The organism is Amycolatopsis azurea DSM 43854 (assembly GCF_001995215.1).
In the GTDB taxonomy this organism is placed as follows: domain Bacteria; phylum Actinomycetota; class Actinomycetes; order Mycobacteriales; family Pseudonocardiaceae; genus Amycolatopsis; species Amycolatopsis azurea.
Genome location: NZ_MUXN01000011.1, coordinates 220,487 through 245,238, shown reverse-complemented (window position 1 = coordinate 245,238; position 24,752 = coordinate 220,487). Strand labels below are relative to the sequence as shown.

Genomic DNA, 24,752 nt, shown 5'->3' with positions numbered 1-24,752 from the left:
CGACTTTAGTCGGGAGGTCGCGAGCGTGCGCTCGCCACGAAAAGCCAACGGAAACGGCGTCGAAAACCACCACATCGAAGGCGCGGCGACCACCGCCCTGCTGCGCCTCGGCCGTTATTTGACCCGCGCGGAGAGTTCGGCGGATCTGCACTCGGTACATCTGACCGGAGGCCGGGAAGGCGACGCCTTCTACCGGGATCGCTGGAGTCACGACAAGGTCGTCCCATCGACGCACGGCGTGAACTGCACGGGTTCCTGCCGCTGGAACGTGTATGTCTCCGACGGGATCATCACCTGGGAGAGCCAGGATCCGGATTATCCCTCCGTCGGCCCCGACAAGCCGGAGTACGAACCGCGCGGATGCCCGCGCGGCGCCTCTTTTTCGTGGTATTCCTATTCCCCGACCCGGGTACGTTTTCCGTATGCGCGAGGCGTACTGGTCGAAATGTACCGGGAGGCGCTGAAACAGTACGGCGATCCGGTCGTCGCCTGGGCTTCGGTGATGGACGACCCGATGAAGAGACTGGCCTATCAGCGCGCCCGCGGAAAAGGCGGATTGGTCCGGGTCAGCTGGGACGAGGCAGCGGAAATCGCCGCCGCCGCGCATGTGCACGCCATTTCCCGGTACGGCCCGGACCGGGTCGCCGGCTTTTCGCCGATTCCGGCGATGTCGATGGTCTCGCACGCGATCGGCTCCCGGTTCATGGCGCTGATCGGCGCCCCGATGCTCTCCTTCTACGACTGGTACGCCGATCTGCCGGTGGCTTCGCCGCAGGTGTTCGGCGACCAGACCGACGTTCCCGAATCCGCGGACTGGTGGGACGCCGCGTACCTGATGATGTGGGGCTCGAACGTCCCGGTGACCAGGACCCCGGACGCGCACTGGATGGCCGAGGCACGGTACCGGGGCCAGAAGGTCGTCGTGGTCTCCCCCGACTACGCCGACAACACCAAGTTCGCCGACGAATGGCTGGCCCCGCATCCCGGCACCGACGCCGCGCTCGCGATGGCCATGGGGCACGTCATCCTCCGCGAGTTCTTCGCCGAACGGCAGGTGCCGTACTTCACCGACTACGTCCGCCGCTTCACCGATCTCCCCTTCCTGGTCACGCTGACCGAACGCGACGGCGCGTACGTCCCGTCGAAGTTCCTCACCGCCGCCGACCTCGGTGACGAAGGAGCCGAGACCCAGTGGAAGACCGTCCTGGTCGACGACCGCACCGGGGAACCGGTCGTGCCCAACGGTTCCGTCGGCTTCCGCTGGAACGAACACGACCAGGGCCGCTGGAACCTCGAACTCGGCGACGTCGTGCCGCGGCTGAGCCTGCTCGCCGACCCCGGTCACGAAGGCGTCGAGGTGCTGCTTCCGCGCTTCGACGCGGACGGCGTCCTGCGGCGCGGAGTGCCCGCCGTCGAACAGGACGGGCGGCTGGTCACCACCGTGTTCGACCTGCTGATGGCGCAGTACGGCGTCCGGCGCGGCGACCTGCCCGGCCGGTGGCCGTCCGGCTACGACGACCCGGCGGAACCGTGCACCCCGGCGTGGCAGCAGGAGATCACGTCGGTCCCGGCCGAGCGGGTCACCCGGATCGCCAGGGAGTTCGCCGAGACCGCGGAGGCCTCCCGCGGCCGCTGCATGATCCTGATGGGCGCGGGAACCAACCACTGGTTCCACTCCGACACCATCTACCGGTCCTTCCTCGCGTTGCTCACGATGACCGGCTGCCAGGGCCGCAACGGCGGCGGCTGGGCCCACTACGTCGGACAGGAGAAGGTGCGGCCGCTGACCGGGCACCAGACCCTGGCCGGCGCGATGGACTGGATGCGGCCCGCCCGGCAGATGATCGGGACCGCCTACTGGTACCTGCACACCGGCCAATGGCGCTACGACGCGCTGCGCAACGACGAGCTGGCCTCCCCGCTGGCGCCCGGAAAACTCGCCGGGACGAGCGCCGCGGACACGCTCGCGCAGTCGGCGCGGCTGGGCTGGATGCCGTCGTTCCCCACCTTCGACCGCAATCCGCTCGACCTGGTCGACGAGGCCGACGAAGCCGGGGTCGATCCCGTCCGCCACGTCACCGCACGACTACGCGAAGGCAAGCTGGGGTTCGCGGCCGAGGATCCGGACGCGCCCGGGAACTGGCCGCGGGTGCTCACGGTGTGGCGGTCCAACCTGCTCGGCTCCTCGGCCAAGGGGCACGAGTACTTCCTGCGCCATCTGCTCGGCACCGACGCGAACCTGCGCGGCGAAGAGGCGCCGCCGGACGCGCGGCCGAAAACCGTGAAATGGCACGACACCGCCCCCGCCGGCAAATTGGATCTTATGCTGGCAATCGATTACCGCATGACCAGCACCACCTTGTTCGCGGATCTCGTGCTGCCCGCCGCGACCTGGTACGAGAAGCACGATCTCTCGTCGACGGACATGCATCCCTTCGTGCATTCCTTCAACGCCGCCGTCGATCCACCGTGGCAGACCCGCACCGATTTCGAGGCCTTCCACACGATCGCGAAGCGGTTCAGCGAACTCGCCGAACGGCATCTCGGCGTGCGCAAGGATCTCGTCGCCACCCCGATGACGCACGACACTCCCAGCGAGACGGCGCAGCCGGGTGGGGTCGTCCGTGACTGGCGCGACGGCGACGTCGAGCCGATTCCGGGCGTCACCATGCCGAAGCTGACCGTCGTCGAGCGCGATTACCCCGCCGTGGCGGCGAAACTGGCCACGCTCGGCCCGCTGCTGGAGAAGCTGGGCGCCACCAGCAAGGGCCTGACCTACGACGTCGGCGAGGAAGTGAACTGGCTGCGCGCGAAGAACGGCGTCGCGACGACCGGAGCCGGTCAGGGCCAGGCGTTGATCGACACCGACATCAAGGCCGCGGACGCCGTGCTCGCCCTGTCCGGCACCACCAACGGGCGGCTGGCGACCCAAGGCTTCCGCGAACTCGAGAAACGGGTCGGCACCGAGCTGGCGCATCTTTCCGCCGAACACGAAGGCAAGAAGATCACCTTCGCCGACACCCGGTCGCGTCCGGCGCCGGTGATCACCAGTCCGGAGTGGTCCGGCAGCGAGAGCGGCGGACGGCGTTACTCGGCGTTCGTGATCAACGTCGAACACGCCAAACCGTGGCACACCCTCACCGGTCGTCAGCACTTCTTCCTCGACCACGACTGGATGCACGAACTCGGCGAGGCCCTGCCGGTCTACCGGCCGCCGCTGGGCTCGCAGCACCTCACCGGCGGCTCAGGAGACGCGGCCGAGGTCACCGTGCGCTATCTGACCCCGCACAGCAAATGGTCGATCCATTCGACCTACCAGGACAACCTGCACATGCTCACGCTCTCCCGCGGCGGGCAGGGCATCTGGATGAGCCCGTCCGACGCCGAAGCCATCGGCGCGAAGGACAACGACTGGATCCAGGCGGTGAACCGCAACGGTGTGGTGGTGGCCCGCGCGATCGTCTCCCATCGGATGCCGGCGGGCACCGTTTTCCTTTACCACGCCCAGGATCGAACGGTGAACGTGCCGCGCAGCGAGGCAGGAGGCAAACGCGGCGGCACGCACAACTCGCTGACCCGGCTGCTGGTCAAACCCACCCATCTCATCGGCGGCTACGCCCAGCTTTCCTTCGGGTTCAACTACCTGGGCCCCACCGGCAACCAGCGCGACGAGGTCACCGTGATCCGCCGCCGTTCCCAGGAGGTGCGTTACTGATGCGGGTCATGGCACAGCTGGCCATGGTGATGAACCTCGACAAGTGCATCGGCTGCCACACCTGTTCGGTGACCTGCAAGCAGGCCTGGACCAACCGGACGGGTACCGAGTACGCGTGGTTCAACAACGTGGAAACCCGTCCGGGGCAAGGATATCCGCGTCGCTACGAGGACCAGGAACGCTGGAAGGGCGGCTGGGAGCGGGCGGCCAAGGGCAGGCTGCGCCTGCGCGCGGGCGGGCGGCTGACCAAGCTCACGAAGCTGTTCGCCAACCCGGAACTCCCGGAGATCGCCGACTACTACGAGCCGTGGACCTACGACTACGCCACCCTCATCGAGGCCCCGCTCGGCGACGACGTGCCCACCGCAGCGCCGCGGTCGGCCCTCACCGGCGAAGCCACCCAGCCCACCTGGGGGCCGAACTGGGACGACGACCTCGGCGGCTCCACCGAACACGGCGTCAAGGACCCGATCGCCGAGAAGCTGCGCGACGAACTGGGAATCCAGATCAAGTTCGAATTCGAGCAGAGCTTCATGTTCTACCTGCCGCGGATCTGCGAACACTGTCTCAATCCGTCCTGTGTGGCCAGTTGCCCGTCCGGCGCGATGTACAAACGCGAGGAGGACGGGATCGTGCTGGTCGACCAGGACCAGTGCCGCGGCTGGCGGATGTGCGTCACCGGCTGCCCGTACAAGAAGGTCTACTTCAACCACAAGACCGGCAAGGCCGAGAAGTGCACCTTCTGCTACCCCCGGGTGGAAGCCGGGCAGCCGACGGTGTGCGCGGAAACCTGCGTCGGACGGCTGCGCTACATCGGCGTCCTGCTCTACGACGCCGACAAGGTCACCGAGGCCGCGTCCGTCGCCGACGAGCACGACCTCTATCCCGCGCAGCTCGACCTGCTGCTCGATCCGCACGACCCCGCCGTGATCCGCGCGGCCGAGGCGGCCGGCATTCCGCACGACTGGCTCACCGCGGCGCGGCGTTCGCCGGTGTACCAGCTGATCCACGACTATCGGCTGGCACTGCCGCTGCATCCGGAATACCGCACGATGCCGATGGTCTGGTACATCCCGCCGTTGTCGCCGGTGGTCGACGCGGTCAGCGGCAGCGGTCACGACGGCGAACACCGCGACAACCTGTTCGGCGCCATCGACGCCCTGCGGATCCCCGTCGAGTACCTGGCCGAGCTGTTCACCGCCGGGGACACCGTGCCGGTGCGGCGATCCCTGCGACGGCTGGCGGCGATGCGGTCCTACATGCGGGCGGTGAATCTCGGGCAGGAGACCGACGAGGACATCCCCGCCTCCGTCGGGCTGACCGGCGAGCAGATCTTCGCCATGCACCGGCTGCTCGCGCTGGCCAAGTACGACGAACGCTATGTCATCCCCACCGCGGGCGTCGGGCAGGCGCACGACCTGGAGGGCATCGCCACCCAGTGCAGCCTCGACGTCGACGGCGGGCCCGGGATGGGCGGCGGGGAGTCCACAGTGGACTTGGTCAGCTGGGACGACGGCGCCCGCCCGGACGCGCTGTTCCCGACCCTGCGGGGGCGGAGCCGGTGAAACTCCTCCGTTCCCGGCCCGCCGCCACCCGTGATCACGCGGTACTGCGCCAGATCGCCGGATGGTGCCTGCAATATCCCGACGAAGCCGTCCTCGGCAAGGTCGGCCTGCTGCGCGCCTGTCTCGACGAGATCACCGGCCCTGGCCACGACGAACTTTCCCGAACCGTGGCCTACCTCGAAAACGGCGATCCCAGAGAGCTGGCCTCACACTACATCGAGGTCTTCGACCGGAAACCCCGCCGGACACTGCACCTGAGCTGGTTCCTCGACGGAGACACCCGTCGTCGTGGCGAGACGCTGGCCGCGCTGCGCCGGTTCTACCGCACCCACGGATTCGCCCCCGCCGAAAACGAACTGCCGGACTTCCTGCCGGTGATCCTGGAGTTCGCCGCCGCGGCCGGCTCCGACGCGGCCGGGCAGGTGCTCGCCCGCTTCCATCCGGCATTGGATCTCCTGCACCGCAACCTGTCCACTATGGACACCCCGTATCGCGACGCCGTCACCGCGGTGCTGGCGACCCTGCCCGCCACCCCCGCACCGCTGCCCGCCGAACCTCCGGCCGAACTGGTCGGCCTCGACCCCTTCCCCACCGGCGCCGGAGGTGGCCGATGAGTTCCGGACTGGATCTGCTGTTGTGGGGCGCCGCGCCCTACGCGTCGATCGCGCTGCTGGTCTTCGGCACGATCTGGCGGTACCGCCACGACAAGTTCGGCTGGACGACCCGGTCGAGCCAGCTCCACGAATCCCGGCTTCTGCGGGTGGCCAGCCCCGTGTTCCACATCGGACTGCTGATGGTGATCGGCGGCCACGTGCTCGGCCTGTTCGTGCCGAAGGGCGTCACCGAGTTCGCCGGGCTCGACGAACACGGCTACCACCTGATCTCGTTCGGGATGGGCAGCGTCGCCGGGCTGGCCGCGATCGGCGGGCTCGGTCTCCTGCTGTGGCGGCGGATCCGAGTGCCTGCCGTGCGCGGCGCCACGTCGGTCAGCGACAAGTTCATGTACGTGGTACTCGTGCTGGTGATGCTCGCCGGACTGGCGAACACGCTGGTGGACAACGGGATCCGTGGCGGATACGACTACCGTGAGACCGTCTCGCCCTGGATTCGCGGCATCCTGCTCCTCGATCCCCAGCCGGAACTGATGGCGTCGGCACCGCTGGACTACCGGCTGCACACCGCGCTGGCCATGGTGCTGTTCGCGCTGTGGCCGTTTTCCCGCCTGGTGCACGCTTTCAGCGCGCCGGTGCGGTATCTGCTCCGCCCGTACGTGGTCTATCGGCGCCGCGCTCCCGGCAGCGTCGGTACCCGGGACCCGCGCCGCGGCTGGGAATGACCCGCGCCCGCCGCGCCGCCTACGTCGCGCTGAGCTCGTTCGGCTGCATCGTGTTCATCGGCCTCTGCGCGATCCTGTCCGGCGCTCCCCTGTTGTTCCCTTCGCTCGGGCCCACCGCGTTCCTCGTCTTCGCGACCCCGCAGGCGCCCGGCGCGAGCCCGCGGAACACGGTGTTCGGCCACCTGGCCGGTGTCCTCGCCGGGCTCACCGGCCTCGCCGCCACCGGACTGCTCACCGCCGCCCCGGACCTGACGCATCCCTCGTGGCCCAGGATCGGGGCGGCCGCGATCGCGCTGGGTCTCACGTGCGCCGCGATGGCCGCGCTGGACATCCCTCATCCGCCCGCCGGTGCCACCACGTTGATCATCGCGCTCGGTCTCCTGCACACCGTCCCGCAGGTGATCGCGGTCCTGGTCGGTGTGGTCCTCATCGCCTTGCTGGCGGTGCTGATCAACAAGCTGTTCGGTGTGCCCTATCCCTGGTGGCGTTTCCTGGAGGAGGCACGATCTCCCGTGGCTTCGCGCCGATAGGTGTAGACGACAAGTCCGTCATTCAGCTTGGCCACCTTGTCGTACAACGCACGGGCCGGGGAATCGCTCAGCGTGTTCCAATAGAGCCGGGGAAAGCCGTTCCGCTCGGCGTCTCGCGCCACCCACTCGATCATCGCTGTCGCGACGCCTCGCCGCCTGACCTCCGCGTCCACGAACAGGTCCGCCAGATAGCACCTCGCGTTTCCCCAGATTCCCGCGTGGAAGACGTAATGCGCGATCCCGACCATGGTCCCGTCCAGCCGGGCGCCGATCCCGATCGCCCGCTCCCCGCCGTCGAGCAGGCGCCGCCAGGTCCGCTCGTAGGCGTCATCGCCACGCTCGACCCCGCCGTGGGCGTCGTGGCCACGGGCCAGTACTTCCCAGCGGGTGCGGTCGGATCCGGTCAGGAAGCTGATCTCCACCATGGCGACATCCTGCCCGAGACACCCGGATCCTTCACGTATCCAGAGTGACCGGCCGTCCCCCGATCGTGGAGCGCCACCGCCCTGAATGGCCGCTATCCCGCCCCCGCGCCCGGTTCTATCGTTCGGACGCATGGCAAGCGACTTGCAGCGGCGCAAGATCTCGGGGGTTTTCGCCGCGATGGACGTCGACGGCGACGGTTTCCTTCAGGAGTACGACTTCCAGGCGCTGGCCGACCGTTGGGCCAGGCGGCGCGGACCGGGTGACGCCCAGTCCCTGACCGGCATCATGCTGAGCTGGTGGACGACGTTGCTCGCGGCGTCGGACATCGACCGCGACGACAAGGTCACCCTCGACGAGGTCCTGCTGGTGGTGGACAAGCTGCCGGCCATGCCCGAAGCCGTGACCGCGACCGCCGACGCGATGTTCGAAGCCATCGACGAGAACCGGGACGGCATGATCTCCGCGGCGGAGTACCGCCAGCTGATCGAGGTCTGGAACGGCCGCCCCACCGACACCGACGCCACGTTCCCGCTGCTGGACTCCGACGGCGACGGAATGCTGTCGCGGGACGAATTCGCCGCGCTGTGGCTGGAGTTCTGGGCGGGTGACGACGCGGAGGCGCCGGGCACGCTCGTCTTCGGGCCGCTCGCCGCCTGACGCGCGCCCGGTTCGCGGCTTTCGGGCCGAACCGGCGTCCATACGGGCCATACCGCGCCACGTATGCCCTCGCGGCCACCCTGTCCGGCACAGGATGGCAGGCGTGGACGAGGTGACCGAGCGGATCCTGGAGCGTGTCACCGGCGCGGGCGCGCCCTGCGTCTGGGTGACCGGGCCGGCGGGCGTCGGCCGGACCACGCTGCTCGCCCGGCTGTCCGAGCGGCTTTCCGCTTCGGGGCGGGCGGTTTCGACCGTGCGCTTCACGCCCGACGGCGATCTCGCGCCCGGTGGCAATCCGTGGCCTTCCCTGGCGGCGGACGACCGGCACGTCCTGATGATCGACGACACCCAGTGGATGGGTTCCGACTCCCTCGCCGTCCTGGAAGCGTTGGTCCGGAGCCTGGACGGGGCGTCCACGCGGGTGGTCTGCACGGCTCGCACCCCGGTCCGGGACGCGGCCGAAAGAGTCGCCACCGTACGGCGGCTGCGGGCCGACGGCCTGGTGGATCCGATGCGCCTGCTGCCGTTGAAGGCGGAGGAGATCACGCGGGCTGTCGTCGAAGCACTCGGCGCCGTTCCCAGCACGTTGCTGCGGGACCGGCTGCACGAACTGAGCCGGGGCGTGCCCGCCGCGCTGCGCCAGGCGCTGGACCTGCTGCGCGCGCAGGGCGCGATCCGGATCGTCGACCGGCGCGCGTATCTCGTCCCCGGCACCACGGTGCCGCTGCGGTCCGTACACCTGGATCCCGAGCGGCTCGCGGTCGCGAAGGCGGCCGCCGTCCTGCATCCGCTCGGCGAGGCGATGCCGTCGCTGATCAGCGAACTGCTGGCCAAGGATCTCGCGGAAACCCTTGCGACGCTGGAGAATCTGCGTGCCGACGGGGTACTGCACCGCGGCCGCGGCTGGCGGTTCACCGTGCCGGTGGTGGCCTACACGCTGATCGCCGAACTCGGCCCCTTCGAGCGACGCCGGTTCTCCGCGGCCGCCGTCACCGCGTTGTGGAACGGGACCGCGCACACGTCCGCCCCGTACTACCTTCCCGACCGGATCGCCGAGGCGGGCAAGCTGATCGATCCGCGGCGCGCGCTCGCCGAACTGCTCGACAACGCGGCGTTCCTGCCCGACGGCCAGACCACCCGCGGCGCGCGATGGCTGCGTGCCGCCGTCGAACTGACCGAAGACCGGCCGCAACGAGCGAGGGTGACCCTCCTCCACACGATGTGGTGCCATCTGAACGGCGACCACGAACAGAGTCTCGCGGGGACACGGCAACTGCTCGAGGAGTTCCCCGACCGTCTTTCCGCCGACGCCGCGCAGGAAGCGCAGTCGATCGCCGTCTGCGCGCTGCACAACTCCGGCAACACGGCCGAGCTGGCGAGGATCGCCATGAACCCGCCGGAATGGTCGGTGGCGTCGAGCGCGATCGCGCTGAGCCTGCTGGACCGGTGGGCGGAAGCGGCCGAACTGCTGGCGGAGAACGATTCCTGGCGCACCGAGTCGACGGTTTCCGCGATGCTGGGCGAACTCTTCGGCGGTCTCGCCGAACTCTGGGCCGGCCGCTCCGCGCGGTTCGGCGCGAATCTGACCGAACGCGAGCGGTGGCCGTTGAGGACGGCGAGGCGGCACCGGAACGACCAGATCACCTCGTACGTCTCCGCGTTGCTGGTGCTGGGTGAACGCGCACGTGCGGAAAAGCTGCTCTCCGACGAGTCGTTCCCCGAGACCGGCCTGCGCGACAGCGAACGGTCGATGCTCGCGGCGATGCGCGGCGAACCCTCGCGCGCCGTCGACTTCGCCCATCGCAGCGTCGCCGACCGGTCCCGGCGCGGTTACGACACCGGCTCGGCGGCGATGCACCTGTCGACCGTGTCGGTCCTGCTGTCACAGGGACGGCTCAGCGCGGCGCGGGAACTGCTGACCGCCGCCCGCGCCACCGCGCCGATGCTGGCGCATCTGCTCGACATCGCCGAGGCCCGGGTCGACATGGCGCTCGGCGAGACCGACCGCGCCGCCCGGCGCCTGCACGCGGCCACCTGCGGCCTCGCCGTCGGCACGGACATCGCCTGGGCGGATCTCGCCGAACTGGCGTTGCGGCGGAACGACCGGGCGGGGGCGAAGAAGGCGCTCGACGCGCTGGAGGACCTCGCCGCCGCGATGCCGACCGGCCGGGTGCTGCTGCACCGTCATCTGGTCCGGGCCTGCCTCGGCCAGGAGCCCGCCGCCGAATGCCTCTGGCTGGCCCGCGAACGCGACCAGCCGCACGAACTGGCGGTCGCGGCCGAACGCCTGGTCCGCCACGGCGCGACGGATCCCAAGGTGCTCACCGAGGTGTACGAGGTGCTCGGCTCGCTCGACGCGCTGCTGCACCGCGCCCGGGTGCGGGGCCTGATGCGGAAGAACGGGATCGAGATCCCCGGCGGCCAGGAGGAGACGGTCGCCGAGAACGAGCACCTGCTGGCGCTCCTGGCGGGCGAAGGGCTGACGAACGAACAGCTGGCGACGGCGTTGCAGACGAGCCAGAAGAGCGTGGAGGGGCGGTTGAGCCTGCTGTTCACGCGGACCGGCTACCGCTCCCGGATCGAACTGGCCACGGCACTGCTGAACGGCCGATACGCCTCGTGAACGCGCCCGGCCTCCGGGTCGCCGTCTACACGGCCGACCCCCTGACCAGGGCAGGCCTGGTCGGCATGCTGACGCAGGCCGCGGCACTCGACGTCGTCCCGTCCGGTGGCCGAGGCGCGGACGTGCTGGTGGCCGCCGAAGACCCGCTCGACCACGAACTCCCGGTGCTCCGGCTCGCGGTGTCGGAACAGGGCTCCCTGCCCGGCGTCCTGATCGCCGGGCCGCTCCCGCCGTCCGGCCACCGCTCGGCCGCGACCGCCGGGGTGCGCAGCCTGCTGCCGCACCGGGCGGTCCGGCCGGAACGGCTGATCGCGGAGGTCACGGCCGCGCGGTCGGCCGTCGAGACCTCGGCCGGGCTGCTGGCCGCCGGATACGACGGGCTGGTGGGCGGCCCGGCGCGGTCGTCGCGGTTCCACGACCGCGAGATCCGAGTGCTGAGGCTGATCGCGGAGGGCAAGGACACCGCGGAGATCGGCGAGGTGATGGGCTACTCCCAGCGCACCATCAAGAACATCCTGCACCACGCGCAGCGGCGGCTGGCGCTGCGGAACCGGGCACAGGCGGTGGCCGAAGCCATCCGGTCCGGCCTGATCTGAGCGCGAGCGGTCGTGATGCCAAGTCCGTGAAGGCCTCCTTGAGGGACTCTGGGTCCCTCAAGGAGGCCTTCACGGACCGCTGGGGTCAATGCGGAACCGGGATGAAGGGGACTTTCGCCGCATCGGACACGGGGAGGGTTCCCTTCGCGTCGTGCCTGGCGGCCACCGGGGCGTGACTCGTGTGATCAGAAACGGATCTCACGTGCTTGGGGGCGGAACTCGCGTGACTGGAGGCGGAACTCGGGTGTGCGGCGTCTGATCACACGAGATCCGTCTCTGATCACACGAGATCCGCCCCCAAGCACGCGAGATCGCCCCCAACGCGCGTGAAGGCCCCCTTCCCTCGGCTGAGCCGAGGGAAGGGGGCCTTCACGCGCGCCCGGGAAAGCTAGATGACGCCCGCCCGTACGGCGTAGGCGACGGCGTGCGGCCGGTTCTTCAGCTTCAGCCGTCCGGTGATGCCCTGGATGATGTGCTTCACGCTGCGTTCCGAGTAGCTGAGTTCACCGGCGATCTCGACGGTGTCCTTGCCCTCGGCCATCAGCCGCAGCACGTCGATCTCCCGCGTGGTGAGCCCGGCGGTGTTGACGCCCATCGGATCGAGCACCTCGCGCTGCAGCCGTTCGACGTGCTTGAGCAGTTCGCCGAGCAGGCTCGGCGGGAGCACGCCGCCGCCGGTGGCCGCGGCGCGGACCGCGTGCGCCAGGCGTTCACCGGTCGTCGCCGAGCGCGGCAGGACCGCCACCACCCGGCATTCGATCGCGGGCACGAGTTCCGCCTCGCTGATCTGGCTCACCACGAGCACCACCGGCTTGCCGTCCTCGGCGGCCAGCCTTCGCAGCCAAAGCACGGTCTCAGGCGTCAGCCATTCGGCGGCGAACACCAGTACGTCGGTCTCGGCGCGCTGATCCCAGTCCCGGATGTCGATCCCCTGCTGCGTGCCCAGCTGACTGGCCAGGCCGGCCGTGGTGATCGGATCGGGCGCGTGCACCGCCACGGTGATCTGTCGGGTTTCCGTGTCCACCTCTGTCCCCTCCGCTTGATCCGCGGCCCCAGTCGGATGGGACACAGTCTGCGAAGGAGCTCTTCACGAACTCTCCACGAGTTCTCAACGAGGCGTGAAGGACTTCGTGGCCTGCTGAAACGCCTCCACGTACTTGGGAAGCTCGTCGAGGATGTCACGGAGCCTGTCCTCGGGTCCGGTGTAGTCCGGGTCGGCGAGCAGGGCGTAGCCGTAGGCCAGAGTCCGCCGAAGCTCGGCGATGCGCGCTTCGGCCTCGTCGGCGTCGAGCACCAGCCTGCCGTCGTGGGCGAGACCGAGCAGGACGTCCCCGGCGAACTGTTCATGATCCTGGCTCACTGTCACAGCATGCAGAGCCGCGCATGCCACGACCAGCGTCAGCCGACACTTTGCCCCTGCGAACGGGTGGCTTTGCCCGGTCGTCCCTCACCTGTCCACGCCCTGAAAACCACATGAACGGGCACCAAACCTCGACCCTGTTCACGGACGTGAAGACCGCTGAACCGAACTACCCTGGCAAAACCCGAGAATGTCTCATAACAGACGGACAAAACCCACACGGCGGCTGCCCGATTGATTGCGAAACCCACATCGGCGCCACTAGGATTTCGCCGAGCAGGACGCTCTTCGGCAGTCGGACGCACAGGCGGCAGGTCATGGACGAGGTTCCCTCGCTGACGGTGCGGCTCCTGGGCGGTTCCCCCGCCCGGCACGGCGACGGCGAGATAGCCCTGGGTCCCGCTCAGCGGCAAGCGGTCTTCGCCGCGCTCGCCCTGCACGCCGGCCGGTTCGTCTCCCGCAAGGAGATCATCGACGCCGTCTGGGGCGAGCGGCCCCCGGACAGCGCCACCGGCATCGTCTACACCTACGTCTCCGCGCTGCGCCGCGCGCTGGAGCCGGTGGGCGAACCGCTCGTCGCCACCCGCGCCGGTTACAGCCTCGATCTGCCGAGGCAGCAGGTCGACGTCCACGTCTTCGAGGCCGAGCTGGAACGGGCCCGCGCGCACCGGCTCGCCGGCGAGCACCGGCGGGAACTGGAGTCGCTGCGTTCCGCGCTCGGGCAGTGGCGGGGTTCCGCGCTGAACGGGATCCCCGGTCCGTTCGCCGAGACCCAGCGCGCCCGGCTGAACGAACTCCGCATGAGCGCGCTCGAACGCCAGGCCGAGGTCGCGCTGCACCTGGGCGGCTACCGCGAACTCGTGGGCGAACTGGCCGTGCTGGTCGAACGCCATCCGTTGCGCGAAGGCCTGCACCGCATGCTGATCACCGCGTTGTTCCGGTCCGGCAGGCAGGCCGAGGCGCTGGCCGCGTTCGACCGCGCCCGCGAGACGATCATCGAGCAGTCCGGCCTCGAACCCGGCCCGGAACTGCTGGCCCTGCGGCAGCGGGTCCTGGACGACGATCCGACGCTGCACCACCAGGACCAGCTGGAACACCACCGGCCGACGCAGGCCCAGCCCGAACGGCCGTCCGCGTTCGTCGGCCGCGAGTACGAACTGGGCCGGGTCCGTCAGCACCTGTCCGCCCTGCTGGACGAAGGCCGCGGCGGGACGATGTGGCTGGACGGCGAGGCGGGCAGCGGCAAGACCGCGCTCCTGGCGGAAGCCCTCGCGACGGCGAGAAGCCGCACACGCTGGGTCGAGGCCGACGAGTTGACCGGCGCGGTCCCGCTGAGCCTCATCGCCGACGCCCTCGGAGGCGAAGCGCTGGAGGATCTCGGCAAAACGGTCACCGAACTGTGTGAAGACGGACCCCGGGTGCTCGTCTTCGAAGATCTGCACTGGGCCGACGAGGAAAGCCTGCTCGCCTGGCAGCGGCTCCACCGGTTCACCACCCACCTGCCGCTGCTGCTGATCGGCTCGGCCCGCCCGCTCCCCCACCGCCGCACGCTCGACGTCCTCCGCTCGCGGCTCGACGGCGAGATCGTCTCGCTCCCGCCGTTCGACGGCCCGGCCGTCGCCGCGCTCGCCGAGGAGACCCTGGCCAGGGATCCCGGCGAGGACTTCCTCGGATTCGCCGCCGAGTACACCGCCGGGAACGCCGGCTACCTGACCGAGGTGTTCGCCGAGTTCGCCGACGGCCGCGAGCCGAGCACCGCGCCGCACAGCCGGGCCGCCGCCGCGGTGGAAGATCATCTCGCCACGCTTTCCGTGGCGTGCAAGCGAACGCTGACCTCCGCCGCGTTGCTCGGCTCGTCGTTCACGGTCGCCGATCTGGCGGGCGTCACCGGCCGCGAACTACGGGCGCTCATCGAAGCGGTCGAGGAGGCACTCGCCGCGCGCGTGCTGGAGACCGAGGGAGACCGCCTGCGCTTCCGGGTCCCCCTGGTGCGCGCGGTGTTCGCCGCGAACACCCCGCCCGCCATCCGCGCCGTGCTGCACCAGGAGATAGCCGCGACCATGGCGGGCTCCGGCGCGCCCGCGGACCGGGTCGCCGAGCAACTGCTCCAGGTCGGTGACGAACTGACGGCGCGCTGGATCCCGCAATGGCTGCTCGACAACGTCCGCGCGTTGTCCACCGGTCCCGCCGTCGAACTGCTCCATCTGCTTTCGCACCAACAGAATCTCACCGAGGAACAGCATCAGAGCCTGACCGGCGAACTCGCCGCGCTGCTGCTGCCCGAAGCGGACACGCCCGCCACCTGGCAGGCCGACCGTGCCCTGGGGGCGGCGCAGCCGTGGTGCGCGCCGCTGCACGCGTTCACGCGTCCCGCCGTGCCGCCGCAGCGCGACGCGATTTGAAGTACGCCCGGGGTGCGCAACCGAACTGATCCGGGCACGTCCTAAACTGCGGGGCACGGTAGTGATCCGGCCACTTTCGGTGAGGACAGAAATGGAGCCGGTGTGACCAACGGGCTGCGCGTCGAGCTGCTCGGGCCTCCTCGTGCCTGGCTCGAAGACGTCGAGCTGAAGCTCGGGCCCGCCCGTCAGCGCGCGGTCTTCGCCACCTTGGCGGCACGCTGCGGCCAGTCCGTCTCGCTCGGCGAACTGATCTCCGACGTCTGGGGCGAGTCGGCGCCCGCGAGCGCCACCGGCAGTGTCCACACTTACGTCTCAGGCCTGCGCGGCGCGATCCGCAAGGCGGGCGGCGACGCGCACGAGGTGCTGCACTCGTCCGGATCGAGCTACGTGCTGCGGCTGGACCGCGAGGCGCTCGACGTCCGCCGGTTCGAACAGGAAGCCACCACGGCCCGGCGGCTCCTCGCGCACGCGGATCAGCGTGGCGCGGCCGCCCGGCTCACCGCCGCCCTCGGTCTTTGGCGCGGTGAGGCGTATTCCGGCGTACCCGGCCCGTTCGCCGAGGCCGAACGCGTCCGGCTCGCCGAACTCCAGCTGACCGCCACCGAGCTGCGGGCCACCGCGCTGCTCGGCCTCGGCGACCATCGCGAACTGGTGGCCGAGCTGACCGCGCTGGTGCAGCAGCACCCGTTGCGGGAGTCGCTGCACGAGACGCTCATGCGCGCCCTGCACGCCAGTGGGCGCCAGACCGAGGCGCTGACCGCCTACCGCGATGCCCGGCGCGTGCTGCGGGACGAACTCGGCGTCGAGCCCGGCGCCCCCCTGAGGGACCTGCACCAGCGGATCCTGGACGGCAGCGAGAAACCTGTCACCGGATCGAAACCGGTACCGGTGCGGATCGTGCCGCCGCCGGTGGCCAAGGCGATCGAACGCGGCGGCCAGGGCAGCCTGCCCGGCCGGACCCGGCAGGTCGAGCGGCTGAACGGCTTCGTCACCGACGTGCTCGCCGGCCGCGGCCGTCCGGTCTGGCTCGAAGGCGAACCCGGTATCGGCAAATCGGAACTGCTGATCGCCGGGCTGGCGAACGCCGCGGCACGCGGCTGCCAGCTCGCCTGGACCGCGGCCGACGAACTCCAGCAACGGTTCCCGCTCCAGGTGATCATGGAGTGCCTCGGCGTGCACCACGGCGCGGCGGATCCGGCCAAGGCCAAGCTCGCCGGCGAACTGCACGCCGAACCCGCGCACGGGAACTGGGGCCCCGCCGACCCGATCCTGTCCACTGTGGACAAACTGCTGGCACTGGTCGACGAGACCTGCGCGGCCGGCCCGCTGGTCCTGGTGATCGACGACCTCCACTGGGCCGACGAGGCCAGTGTCCTGCTGTGGCAGCGCCTCGCCGCCGCCACCCGCCAGCTGCCGCTGCTGCTGGTCGCCGCCACCCGCACCGGGCACGGCCGCCGCGACCTGGCCCAGCTGCGTCGCGGGGTCGAGGCGAGGGACGGCGAGCTCATGCCGGTCGAGGTGCTGACCGACGACGAGATCGCCTCCGTGTTCGAGGTGATCCTCGCCGCGAAACTCGGGCCCAGCCTGCGGCCGCTGGTCCGGCGCGCGGCCGGGAATCCGCTCTACGCCAGGGAAATCGCGAACGATCTGGTCCGCACCGGCTCGCTGCGGATCAAGGCGGGCGTGGCCGAGGTGACGCTCGACGGCACCGAGAACGCGCCGCGGTCGCTGCTCGCGGCGGTGGGCCGCACCCTGGAGACCCTCGACCCGGCCACGACCGAGATCCTGCGCACCGCGTCGCTGCTGGGCGCGGAGTTCGCCGTCGAGGATCTCGCCGCGCTGGCGGGCAAGAGCCCCTTGGAGGTCCTTCAGGAACTGGAACCGGCCACCACCGCGGGCGTGATCGAGTACGCGGGCGACAAACTCGCCTTCCACCATCCGTTCCAGCGGCAGGCGCTCTACGGCGGCATCGCCGAACCGGTCCGCGCCGCGCTGCACCGGCGCGCCGCCGAGTCGCTCGCACGCGCCGGCGCGCCGATCAAGCGGGTCGCCGAGCAACTGGCGGCGGGGCCGGTGCCGTACGACCCGTGGCTGGTCGAGTGGCTCACCGCCAACCACATCGCGGTCTCCAACCGCGCCCCCCACATCGCGGCCGACCTCCTGCGCGGCGCGCTCGACAGCACCGTTCCCACCCGCGAGCAGCGGGAGACGCTGATCGCCGCGCTCGTGCGCGTGCTGTTCCGGCTCGAAAAGGATCCCGAGGCCGAAGCCGAGCAGGCGGTGAAGACGGTCGCAGGCAAGGCGGATCTGGCGCAGATGCGGCACGTCCTCGCCGCGCTGCGTTACCGCCGGGGCGACACGCCCGGCGCGATCGAGGCGCTCGCCGACACCGCGGACGACCCGTCGATGCCGGAGCTGTGGCGCACCAGCACCCGGACGCTGCTCGCCAACTTCCGGCGCGGCACCCTCGACGATCTCGGCGAGACCGAACGGATCGCGCGCGGCCTGCACGCCGAGGCCGTCGAGAAGGGCGAGCGGTATCCCGCCGCGCACGCGCAGCAGACGCTGTGGCTCGTGCACTCGATCCGCCGTGAGCACGACCGGGCGCTGACCGCGGTCGACGCCGCGCTCGAGACCACCGGCGACGAGGCCGACCTGGCGACGCTGCGCTTCGACCTGCTCGACAACCGCCTCTTCACCTTGCAGAACCTCGACCGGCTCGACGAGGCCGACGCCACGCTGCACGCCGGGTACGAGACGGCGGCGCGGCACGGCCTGCCGACCGGTCCGCAGGTCTCGGCGGCCGTGCACTACTACTGGACCGGCCGCTGGGACGAGGCGCTGGCCGAACTGGACTCGGTCACCGAGGACGGTCCGGCGATCACCTTCTACGGGGTCCGCGAGCCGGGCGCCGCCGCCCTGCTGCTGCACGGGGTCGCCGCGCTCATCGCGGGACACCGCGACGAACGCGTCTCCGTCCGCAACCATCTGGAGGCGGCCGAGGCGCACTCGCCGTCGAACTCGTCCGAACGCGAAAGCTGCGACTTCTACCTCGCGGCGATGGCGATGGCCGCGGAACAACGCGGCAGGCTCGACGACGCGCTGCGCCTGGTCGCGCCGGTGCTGAAGCCCGACTACGCCCGGATGATGCTGCGCCACCAATGGCTTCCCGACGTCGTCCGCGTCGCGCTCGCGGCTGGGAACGAGGCCGTCGCGAGGGAAGCGCTCGCCGTCTGCGACGAAGAGGCGAACCTGGAGACCGTTCCCGCCAGGGCCACCGCGGCCGCCGCCCGGTGCCGGGCGCTGATCGACGGCGACCCCGAAGGTGTGCTGGCCGCGGCCGACCACTACCGCGAGGTCCGCCGCCCGATCGAACTCGCGTCCGCCCTGGAGGACGCCGCCGAACTGCTCGGCCGCGCCGGATACCTCGAAGCGGCCACCCGCTCGCTCACCGAGGCGTGCGAGGTGCTCGGGCCGGTCGGCGCCACCTGGAGCATCCGCCGGGCGGAGAACAGGCTGCGCCGCTACGGTGTGCTGAGCCGTGCCGAGCGGGGTCCCCGGCACGCCGGGGCGCTGTCGCCGCTGGAACTGCGGGTCGCACGGCTGGTGGCGGCGAAGATGTCCAATCCGGAGATCGCCGCGGAGCTGAGCCTGCCGAGGAGGACGGTGCAGTCGCTGGTGTCCCGGGTGCTGACCAAACTGCACGCCGATTCGCGGCTGACCGTCGGCGATCAGCTGCCGAGACGGCTCGCGTGACCGTGACCATCCCCGCCCGACCGAGGAGAACCATGACCCGCATGCCGGCCGCGTTGACGGCCCTCGTGCTGCTGCTCGCCGGTTGTTCCGGCGGTTCCGAACCCGGCGGGCCGATCAAGCTCACCGTCGCGACCTTCGGCGAGTTCGGTTACGAGAAACTCTTCGACGACTACGAGAAGGCGCATCCCGGGATCACCGTCGAGGGCCGGGTCGCCGACTTCGAGACACACCACCGGCAGCTGGCCACCGGCCTCGGCGCCGGACGCGGCGGCGCGGACGTGGTGGCCATCGAGGAGCAGTACCTCCCCAAGTTCCGCCAGTCGACGGACAAGTTCAGCGATCTGTCCGAGTTCGGCGCGCAGGGCCTGAAGGAGAACTGGCCGAGCTGGAAATGGGACCAGGGCACCGCGGACGACGGGAAGTTCGTGATGGGCCTCGGGACCGACATGGGCAGCCTCGCCCTCTGCTACCGCCGTGACCTGTTCGCGAACGCCGGACTGCCGACCGACCGCGACCAGGTGGCCGCGCTGTGGCCGACCTGGGACAAGTTCGCCGAAACCGGCGAGAAGTTCAGCTCGCGGTCGCCAGGGGTCAAGTTCGCCGATTCGGCGGGCACCGTCTACACGGCGATGCTCAACCAGGCGCAGGAGAACTACTTCGCCAAGGACGACACGTTCATCGCCGACCGGAACCCGAACGTGCGCAAGGCCTTCGACCTCGCGGGCGGGATGGCGCTGAAGAAGGAGACGGCGGCGGTCACCACCTTCACGCAGCCGTGGACGGTGGCCATCAAGCAGAGCCGGTTCGCAGCGATCACGTGTCCCGCCTGGATGCTGACCCAGATCCAGGAGGCGGGCGGCCCGGAACTGGCCGGCAAATGGGACGTCACCTCGGTGCCTGGCGGGGCGGGCAACTGGGGTGGGTCGTTCCTGACCGTCCCGAAGCAGGGCGCGCACCGCAGGGAGGCCTACGACCTCGCCGTCTGGCTGACCGCGCCCGAGCAGCAGAAGCGGATCTTCCTGGAAAGCGGGCTGCTGCCGAGCGCGCTGGGCGCCTACCAGGATCCCGCCGTGCTGTCCCACACCAGCGACTACTTCAGCGGCGCGCCGATCGGCAAGATCTTCGCCGCGTCCGCCGAGGCCCTGCGGCCGAACTACCGCGGGCTGCGTGACGGCGAGGTGCGGCCCGTGTACGGGCACGCGCTCGGCCGTGTCGAAGAAGGGAAGCAATCGCTCGACCAGGCCTGGAGCCAGGCCTCGACCGAAGGCCGCGCCGCGGCCGCCAACTGAGTGGGGACGGCGTGACACGCAGTTTTCCGGCCGGGTTCCGCTGGGGCACGGCCACGGCGGCGTACCAGATCGAGGGTTCGACGACGGCGGACGGGCGCGGACCGTCCATTTGGGACACTTTCACCGCGCGACCGGGCACGGTGCTCGACGGCGCCACCGGTGACCCGGCCTGCGACCACTACCGGCGTTATCGCGAGGACGTCGCGCTGCTGAGCGGACTCGGTGTGCCGTACTACCGTTTCTCCGTCGCGTGGTCGCGGGTCATGCCGGACGGCCGCACGATCGAACCGCGCGGGCTGGCCTTCTACGATCGACTCGTCGACACGTTGCTGGAGCACGGGATCACCCCGATGGTCACGCTCTACCACTGGGACCTTCCGGAGGCGCTGCAGCAGGAAGGCGGCTGGCCCAACCGCGATCTCGCGGGCCTGTTCGCCGACTACGCGCTGACCGTCCACAAAGTACTCGGCGACCGCGTCCGGCAGTGGACCACGATCAACGAGCCGTTCTGCGCCGCCTTCATCGGCTACGGCAACGGCGACCACGCTCCGGGTCTTCAGGACGAGGGCGCGGCGCTCGTCGCCGGGCACAACCTCCTGCTCGCGCACGGCCAGGCCGCGCAAGCGCTGCGGGCGAACGGTGGCGAGCAGGAAGTGTCCATCGTGCTCAACTTCGCCCCGGTGCTCACCGACGTGGACGACGCCGAGCACCGTGAGGCCGCGCGCAAATTCGACTTCCTGCACAACCGGTTCTTCCTCGACCCGCTGCTCGGCCGCGGCTACCCGTCCGAACTGCTGGCGGATCTGGCGCATCTCGGCACCCTCGAACCGGCCATCGCCGACGGCGACCTGGAAATCATCGCGCAGCCGCTGGACGTCCTGGGCGTCAACTACTACGCCCCCGCCCGCGCCGTCCCGCTCGACGACCCCGAGGCCGACAGCAACTGCCCGCTGCCCGGCCTGCGCGGGATGGACGTCACGCCGCCCCGCGGTGACCTGACCTCGCTCGGCTGGGAGCAGCGGCCGGAGTCGTTCACCGATCTGCTGCTGTGGCTCCACGACCACTGCCCCGGCCTGCCGCTCGTCATCGCCGAGAACGGCGCCGCCTTCGTGGACGAGGTCGTCGACGGGCGGGTGCGGGACGCGAACCGCGTGCGGTACTTCGCCGAACACCTCGCCGCCGTGCACGACGCGATCGAACGCGGTGCCGACATCCGCGGCTACATGGCCTGGTCGCTGCTGGACAATTTCGAGTGGGCCATGGGGTACACGCAGCGGTTCGGCCTCGTGCACGTCGATTTCGAAACCCAGGAGCGGGTGCTCAAGGACAGCGCGCGGTTCTACGCGGACGTGGTGGCGCGCAACGGGCTTTAGCGGTTGCGGCCGATCCGGTCGACGCCGTCGTCGCCGGAGAACGGCGACGCTCTCCGGCCCCGGTGCCAAGTCCGTGAAGGCCTCCTTGAGGGACCCTGGGTCCTTCAAGGAGGCCTTCACGGACCGGTGTTCGTCAGCGATCAGCCCGGTGAAGGGGACTTTCCCCTCATCGCACGAGCGGAGAGTCCCTGTCATCCGCGTCATCCGTCCTAGTGAGCGGCGGAGTCCCCGAAGCGTTGTGAAAGCCACTTCCGCAACCTTCAACGTTGCGGAAGTGGCTTTCACAACACTCGAGGTCGGCGTTCGGGCGAGCGAATGAACCCGCCACATTTGCTCTTCTCCTCAATAGAACCCCGAAGAAGCAGTCGCGCTAAAACGGCGCCGCGACCACGGCCGTCAAGCCCGTGGCGCGCCCCGCATCACACCGTCGACCACCTTCCTGGCCAGCAGGATGAACAGCACGATGACCGGCAGCACACCGATCGACGCCGCGGTGAGCATCAGCGAGTAGTCGGTGAAGTAGCCGCTGGCCAGCCGCGACAACGCCACCTGGACGGTCGGATGCGCGTTGGGGTCGAGCACGATCAGCGGCCAGAAGAAGTCGTTCCACGCGGTCATGAACGTCAGCATCGCGAGCACGGCGGCCTGGGGACGGATGGCGGGCAGGGCGACGTTCCAGAACAGCCGCGCCGGTGAACAGCCGTCGACGCGTCCGGCGTCGAGCAGTTCGCCGGGGATCACCTCCTCGCACGCCTGCCGCATCCAGAACACGCTGAACGCGCCGACCAGCCCCGGCACGATCACCGCCTCCAGCCGGCCGTACCAGCCGAGTTCGCCGACCACCAGGTACAGCGGGATGACACCGAGCTGGGCGGGCACCATGGCGGTGCCGATGACGACCAGGAAGAGCGAGTCGCGGCCGGGGAACCGCAGCCGCGCGAACGCGAATCCGGCCATGCTGGAGAGCAGCACGTTCGACACGGTCACCGTGCCGGCGACGATCAGCGAGTTCTGCATCGCCAGCCAGAAGTCCACCGTGTCGAAGACCCTGCCCACGTTCTCGACCAGATTGCCGCCGGGCAGCAGCGGCGGGGTGGTCTCGCCGAGGGCGGAATTGTCCTTGGAGGACACCACGAACGACCAGTACAGCGGGAAGATCGACGCGATGCCGACGGCGAGCAGCAGCCCGTAGACGACGAATCCGGTCCTTTGCCTTGCCGCCACGCCTCACTCACCGCCCCGGATCCGGCGCACGAGCGAGAAGTTGACCAGCGCGAACCCCGCCGAGAACAGGAAGAGCAGCCATGCGATGGCCGCCGCGTATCCGGCGTCGAACTCGCCGAAACCCTTCTCGTACAGGTACATGGCCAGCGTCTGGAACTGCCGGTCGGCGCCCCCGGTCCCGGCGGTGCCGGAGTCGTCGAACAGCTGCGGTTCGGCGAACAGCTGCAGCCCGCCGATGGTCGAGACGACGACGGTGAAGGCGATCGTCGGCCGGATCGCGGGCACGGTGATCGACCAGAAGGTCCGCCAGCGGGAGGCGCCGTCGAGCATGGCGGCGTCGTAGCGCTCCTGCGGAACGGACTGCATGGCCGCGAGGTAGAGCAGCGCGTTGTAGCCGGTCCAGCGCCACATCACCATCGCGCTCACCGCGACGTGCGAGGCGAACCGGTCCGATCGCCAGTCCACCGGATCGAGACCGACCAGGCCCAGCGCCCAGTTGACGACGCCGTAGTCCTCGGCGAAGAGCTGACTGAACACCAGCGCCACCGCGACCACCGAGACGACGTTGGGCAGCAGCACGCTGGCCCGCCACAGCGTCCGCGCACGCAACGGGCGGTCGAGCAGCGCGGCGAGCCCGAGCGCGGCCAGCAGCTGGGGAACGGTCGACAGGACGAAGATGCTGACCGTGTTGAAGAGCGCGTTGTAGAAATGCGGGTCCTGGAGCAGGACGGCGAAGTTGCCGAGCCCGGCGAACCCGGTGTCGCCGTTGACCAGATGCCAATGGTGCAGCGCCACCCATGCCGTGTAGAGCAGCGGGAAGAGACCGAAAACGCCGAAAAGCACGTAGAACGGCGCGGTCATCAGGTATCCGGCGAGCCGCTCGCCCGTCCGCCTCAAACGGCGATCACCTTGACGCCGGTCCGGGTGATCTCGTCGGCCATCCGGTGATCGATGCCGGTGTCGGTGATCAGGGTGTCGACGTCCTCGAGCTCGCCGAAGCGGGCGAAGTGGTCGTTGCCGACCTTGGTGTGGTCGGCCAGCAGCACCGAGCGCCGCGCGGACGCGAGGGCCGCGCGCTTCACCATCGCCTCGGCGGTGTCCGGCGTGGTGAGCCCCCGCTCGACGGAAAGACCGTTGGTGCCGATGAAGGCGACGTCGACGTAGGTGTCCTTGAGGGCGTTGAGCGCCCAGCTGTCGACCGAGGCCAGGGTGGGCCCGCACAGCCGTCCGCCGACCAGCATCACCGTGATGCCGGGCCGGTTGGCGAGCGCGAACGCGTTGGGCAGCGAAGGGGTGACCACGGTCAGTTCCCGGTCGGCCGGGATCAGGTGCGCGAGCCGTCCCACGGTGGTGCCCGCGTCCAGCAGGATCGCGCCCTCGGCGGGGACCTGCTCCAGCGCGGCCAGGGCGATTCGGTCCTTTTCCGCGGTCATCACCGCGTCGCGGGCTTCGAGCCCCGGCTCGACACCCAGCCGTTCCACCGGGATCGCGCCACCGTGCACCCGGCGCACCACGCCGCTGCGCTCCAGCGCCGTCAGGTCGCGGCGGACGGTCTCGCTGGTGATCTCGAAGGCCGCCGCGAGCGTCGCCACGTCGACACGGCCGTTCTGCCGGGCCTGCTTGAGAATGGCGCGCTGCCGCTCTTCGGCGTACAACGGTCACCTCCTGCCCTGGCGGATGAGCGGTCATGGCGACAATAGTTGCTTTCTCTCCGGTCCGACAACGGAACCCACGGGAAACCGAAGCCGCTTTCGGCGCTCTGTCCAATGAGGACATTAGCCGGGGTGGACTTTCGCCGGGCACTGCCCGAATCGACGGCGAGGCTGCCCTTTTGAGCAGTGTTCGCGACCAGGAGACCTCCTCGGCCCCGCCCTTCGGCGAACGGCGGATTTACAACGTT

The 24,752-nt window shown here is 70.0% G+C and carries 18 protein-coding genes; 12 read left to right on the top strand and 6 right to left on the bottom strand.

Annotated features, from left to right (window positions below; translation table 11 throughout):
* Positions 1-25: 25 nt before the first annotated feature.
* The 5 genes from B0293_RS15755 to B0293_RS15735 are packed head-to-tail and all read left to right on the top strand — an operon-like array spanning position 26 to position 7,146.
* Positions 26-3,715 carry a nitrate reductase subunit alpha gene (locus B0293_RS15755; protein ID WP_005159635.1) on the top strand — a complete coding sequence of 1,230 codons (3,690 nt, stop codon included), beginning with the start codon at positions 26-28 and terminating at the stop codon, positions 3,713-3,715.
* Positions 3,715-5,280: a nitrate reductase subunit beta gene (narH, locus tag B0293_RS15750; RefSeq protein ID WP_005159637.1), complete on the top strand. Its 1,566-nt coding sequence runs from the start codon at positions 3,715-3,717 to the stop codon at positions 5,278-5,280. Before B0293_RS15755 ends, narH begins: the two co-directional genes overlap by 1 nt.
* Complete coding sequence (narJ, locus tag B0293_RS15745) at positions 5,277-5,894, top strand: nitrate reductase molybdenum cofactor assembly chaperone (protein WP_005159639.1); 618 nt, start codon at positions 5,277-5,279, stop codon at positions 5,892-5,894. Before narH ends, narJ begins: the two co-directional genes overlap by 4 nt.
* A complete protein-coding gene (gene narI, locus B0293_RS15740; protein WP_005159641.1) occupies positions 5,891-6,616 on the top strand; it encodes a respiratory nitrate reductase subunit gamma in 726 nt (241 codons plus the stop codon). Before narJ ends, narI begins: the two co-directional genes overlap by 4 nt.
* On the top strand, positions 6,613-7,146 hold the full coding sequence (locus B0293_RS15735) for an HPP family protein (RefSeq protein WP_005159644.1): 534 nt from the start codon (positions 6,613-6,615) through the stop codon (positions 7,144-7,146). Before narI ends, B0293_RS15735 begins: the two co-directional genes overlap by 4 nt.
* Here the strand turns inward: B0293_RS15735 and B0293_RS15730 are convergent.
* Complete coding sequence (locus B0293_RS15730; protein ID WP_039918640.1) at positions 7,089-7,571, bottom strand: GNAT family N-acetyltransferase; 483 nt, start codon at positions 7,569-7,571, stop codon at positions 7,089-7,091. The two genes, B0293_RS15735 and B0293_RS15730, sit on opposite strands and share 58 nt — an antisense overlap.
* A gap of 130 nt (positions 7,572-7,701) precedes the next feature.
* On the opposite strand from B0293_RS15730, the gene B0293_RS15725 reads away from it, so the two are divergent.
* The 3 genes from B0293_RS15725 (at position 7,702) to B0293_RS15715 (ending at position 11,448) form a co-directional block, all read left to right on the top strand.
* Positions 7,702-8,229, top strand: a complete 528-nt coding sequence (locus B0293_RS15725; protein ID WP_209437301.1) for an EF-hand domain-containing protein — start codon at positions 7,702-7,704, stop codon at positions 8,227-8,229.
* Between the two features lie 94 nt (positions 8,230-8,323).
* Positions 8,324-10,852 carry an ATP-binding protein gene (locus B0293_RS15720; protein ID WP_245191982.1) on the top strand — a complete coding sequence of 843 codons (2,529 nt, stop codon included), beginning with the start codon at positions 8,324-8,326 and terminating at the stop codon, positions 10,850-10,852.
* Entirely contained in the window at positions 10,849-11,448 is a 600-nt protein-coding gene (locus B0293_RS15715) for a helix-turn-helix transcriptional regulator (protein WP_005159651.1), read from the top strand. Before B0293_RS15720 ends, B0293_RS15715 begins: the two co-directional genes overlap by 4 nt.
* A 388-nt stretch (positions 11,449-11,836) precedes the next feature.
* Here B0293_RS15715 and B0293_RS15710 read toward each other — a convergent pair whose 3' ends face one another.
* Positions 11,837-12,472, bottom strand: a complete 636-nt coding sequence (locus B0293_RS15710) for a helix-turn-helix transcriptional regulator (RefSeq protein WP_005164996.1) — start codon at positions 12,470-12,472, stop codon at positions 11,837-11,839.
* A gap of 84 nt (positions 12,473-12,556) precedes the next feature.
* On the bottom strand, positions 12,557-12,808 hold the full coding sequence (locus B0293_RS15705) for a hypothetical protein (RefSeq protein WP_005164998.1): 252 nt from the start codon (positions 12,806-12,808) through the stop codon (positions 12,557-12,559).
* Between the two features lie 317 nt (positions 12,809-13,125).
* Between B0293_RS15705 and B0293_RS15700 the strand changes: the two genes are divergently transcribed.
* From B0293_RS15700 to B0293_RS15685, 4 genes are all read left to right on the top strand, one after another.
* Positions 13,126-15,210 (top strand): BTAD domain-containing putative transcriptional regulator, encoded by a 2,085-nt coding sequence (locus B0293_RS15700; protein WP_005165002.1) that lies wholly within the window; start codon positions 13,126-13,128, stop codon positions 15,208-15,210.
* Positions 15,211-15,312: 102 nt separating this feature from the next.
* Entirely contained in the window at positions 15,313-18,966 is a 3,654-nt protein-coding gene (locus tag B0293_RS15695; RefSeq protein ID WP_005165003.1) for a BTAD domain-containing putative transcriptional regulator, read from the top strand.
* 32 nt (positions 18,967-18,998) lie between these two features.
* Positions 18,999-20,255 (top strand): ABC transporter substrate-binding protein, encoded by a 1,257-nt coding sequence (locus tag B0293_RS15690; protein ID WP_005165004.1) that lies wholly within the window; start codon positions 18,999-19,001, stop codon positions 20,253-20,255.
* Positions 20,256-20,266: 11 nt separating this feature from the next.
* Positions 20,267-21,628, top strand: a complete 1,362-nt coding sequence (locus tag B0293_RS15685) for a GH1 family beta-glucosidase (protein WP_005165006.1) — start codon at positions 20,267-20,269, stop codon at positions 21,626-21,628.
* Positions 21,629-22,024: 396 nt separating this feature from the next.
* Here B0293_RS15685 and B0293_RS15680 read toward each other — a convergent pair whose 3' ends face one another.
* Genes B0293_RS15680 through B0293_RS15670 form a run of 3 tightly spaced genes read right to left on the bottom strand, consistent with a single transcriptional unit; the run spans position 22,025 to position 24,507 of the window.
* Positions 22,025-22,852, bottom strand: a complete 828-nt coding sequence (locus B0293_RS15680) for a carbohydrate ABC transporter permease (protein ID WP_005156746.1) — start codon at positions 22,850-22,852, stop codon at positions 22,025-22,027.
* 3 nt (positions 22,853-22,855) lie between these two features.
* On the bottom strand, positions 22,856-23,749 hold the full coding sequence (locus B0293_RS15675) for a carbohydrate ABC transporter permease (RefSeq protein ID WP_005156744.1): 894 nt from the start codon (positions 23,747-23,749) through the stop codon (positions 22,856-22,858).
* A complete protein-coding gene (locus B0293_RS15670) occupies positions 23,746-24,507 on the bottom strand; it encodes a DeoR/GlpR family DNA-binding transcription regulator (RefSeq protein WP_005156742.1) in 762 nt (253 codons plus the stop codon). The genes B0293_RS15675 and B0293_RS15670 overlap by 4 nt, the downstream gene beginning before the upstream one ends.
* Between the last annotated feature and the right edge of the window lie 245 nt (positions 24,508-24,752).

Coding starts and splice junctions, on each gene's coding strand:
- narH (WP_005159637.1), top strand. CDS start 3,715: ATGCGGGTCATGGCACAGCTGGCCATGGTGATGAACCTCGACAAGTGC.
- narI (WP_005159641.1), top strand. CDS start 5,891: ATGAGTTCCGGACTGGATCTGCTGTTGTGGGGCGCCGCGCCCTACGCG.
- B0293_RS15735 (WP_005159644.1), top strand. CDS start 6,613: ATGACCCGCGCCCGCCGCGCCGCCTACGTCGCGCTGAGCTCGTTCGGC.
- B0293_RS15730 (WP_039918640.1), bottom strand. CDS start 7,571: ATGGTGGAGATCAGCTTCCTGACCGGATCCGACCGCACCCGCTGGGAA.
- B0293_RS15725 (WP_209437301.1), top strand. CDS start 7,702: ATGGCAAGCGACTTGCAGCGGCGCAAGATCTCGGGGGTTTTCGCCGCG.
- B0293_RS15720 (WP_245191982.1), top strand. CDS start 8,324: ATGGCAGGCGTGGACGAGGTGACCGAGCGGATCCTGGAGCGTGTCACC.
- B0293_RS15700 (WP_005165002.1), top strand. CDS start 13,126: ATGGACGAGGTTCCCTCGCTGACGGTGCGGCTCCTGGGCGGTTCCCCC.
- B0293_RS15690 (WP_005165004.1), top strand. CDS start 18,999: ATGACCCGCATGCCGGCCGCGTTGACGGCCCTCGTGCTGCTGCTCGCC.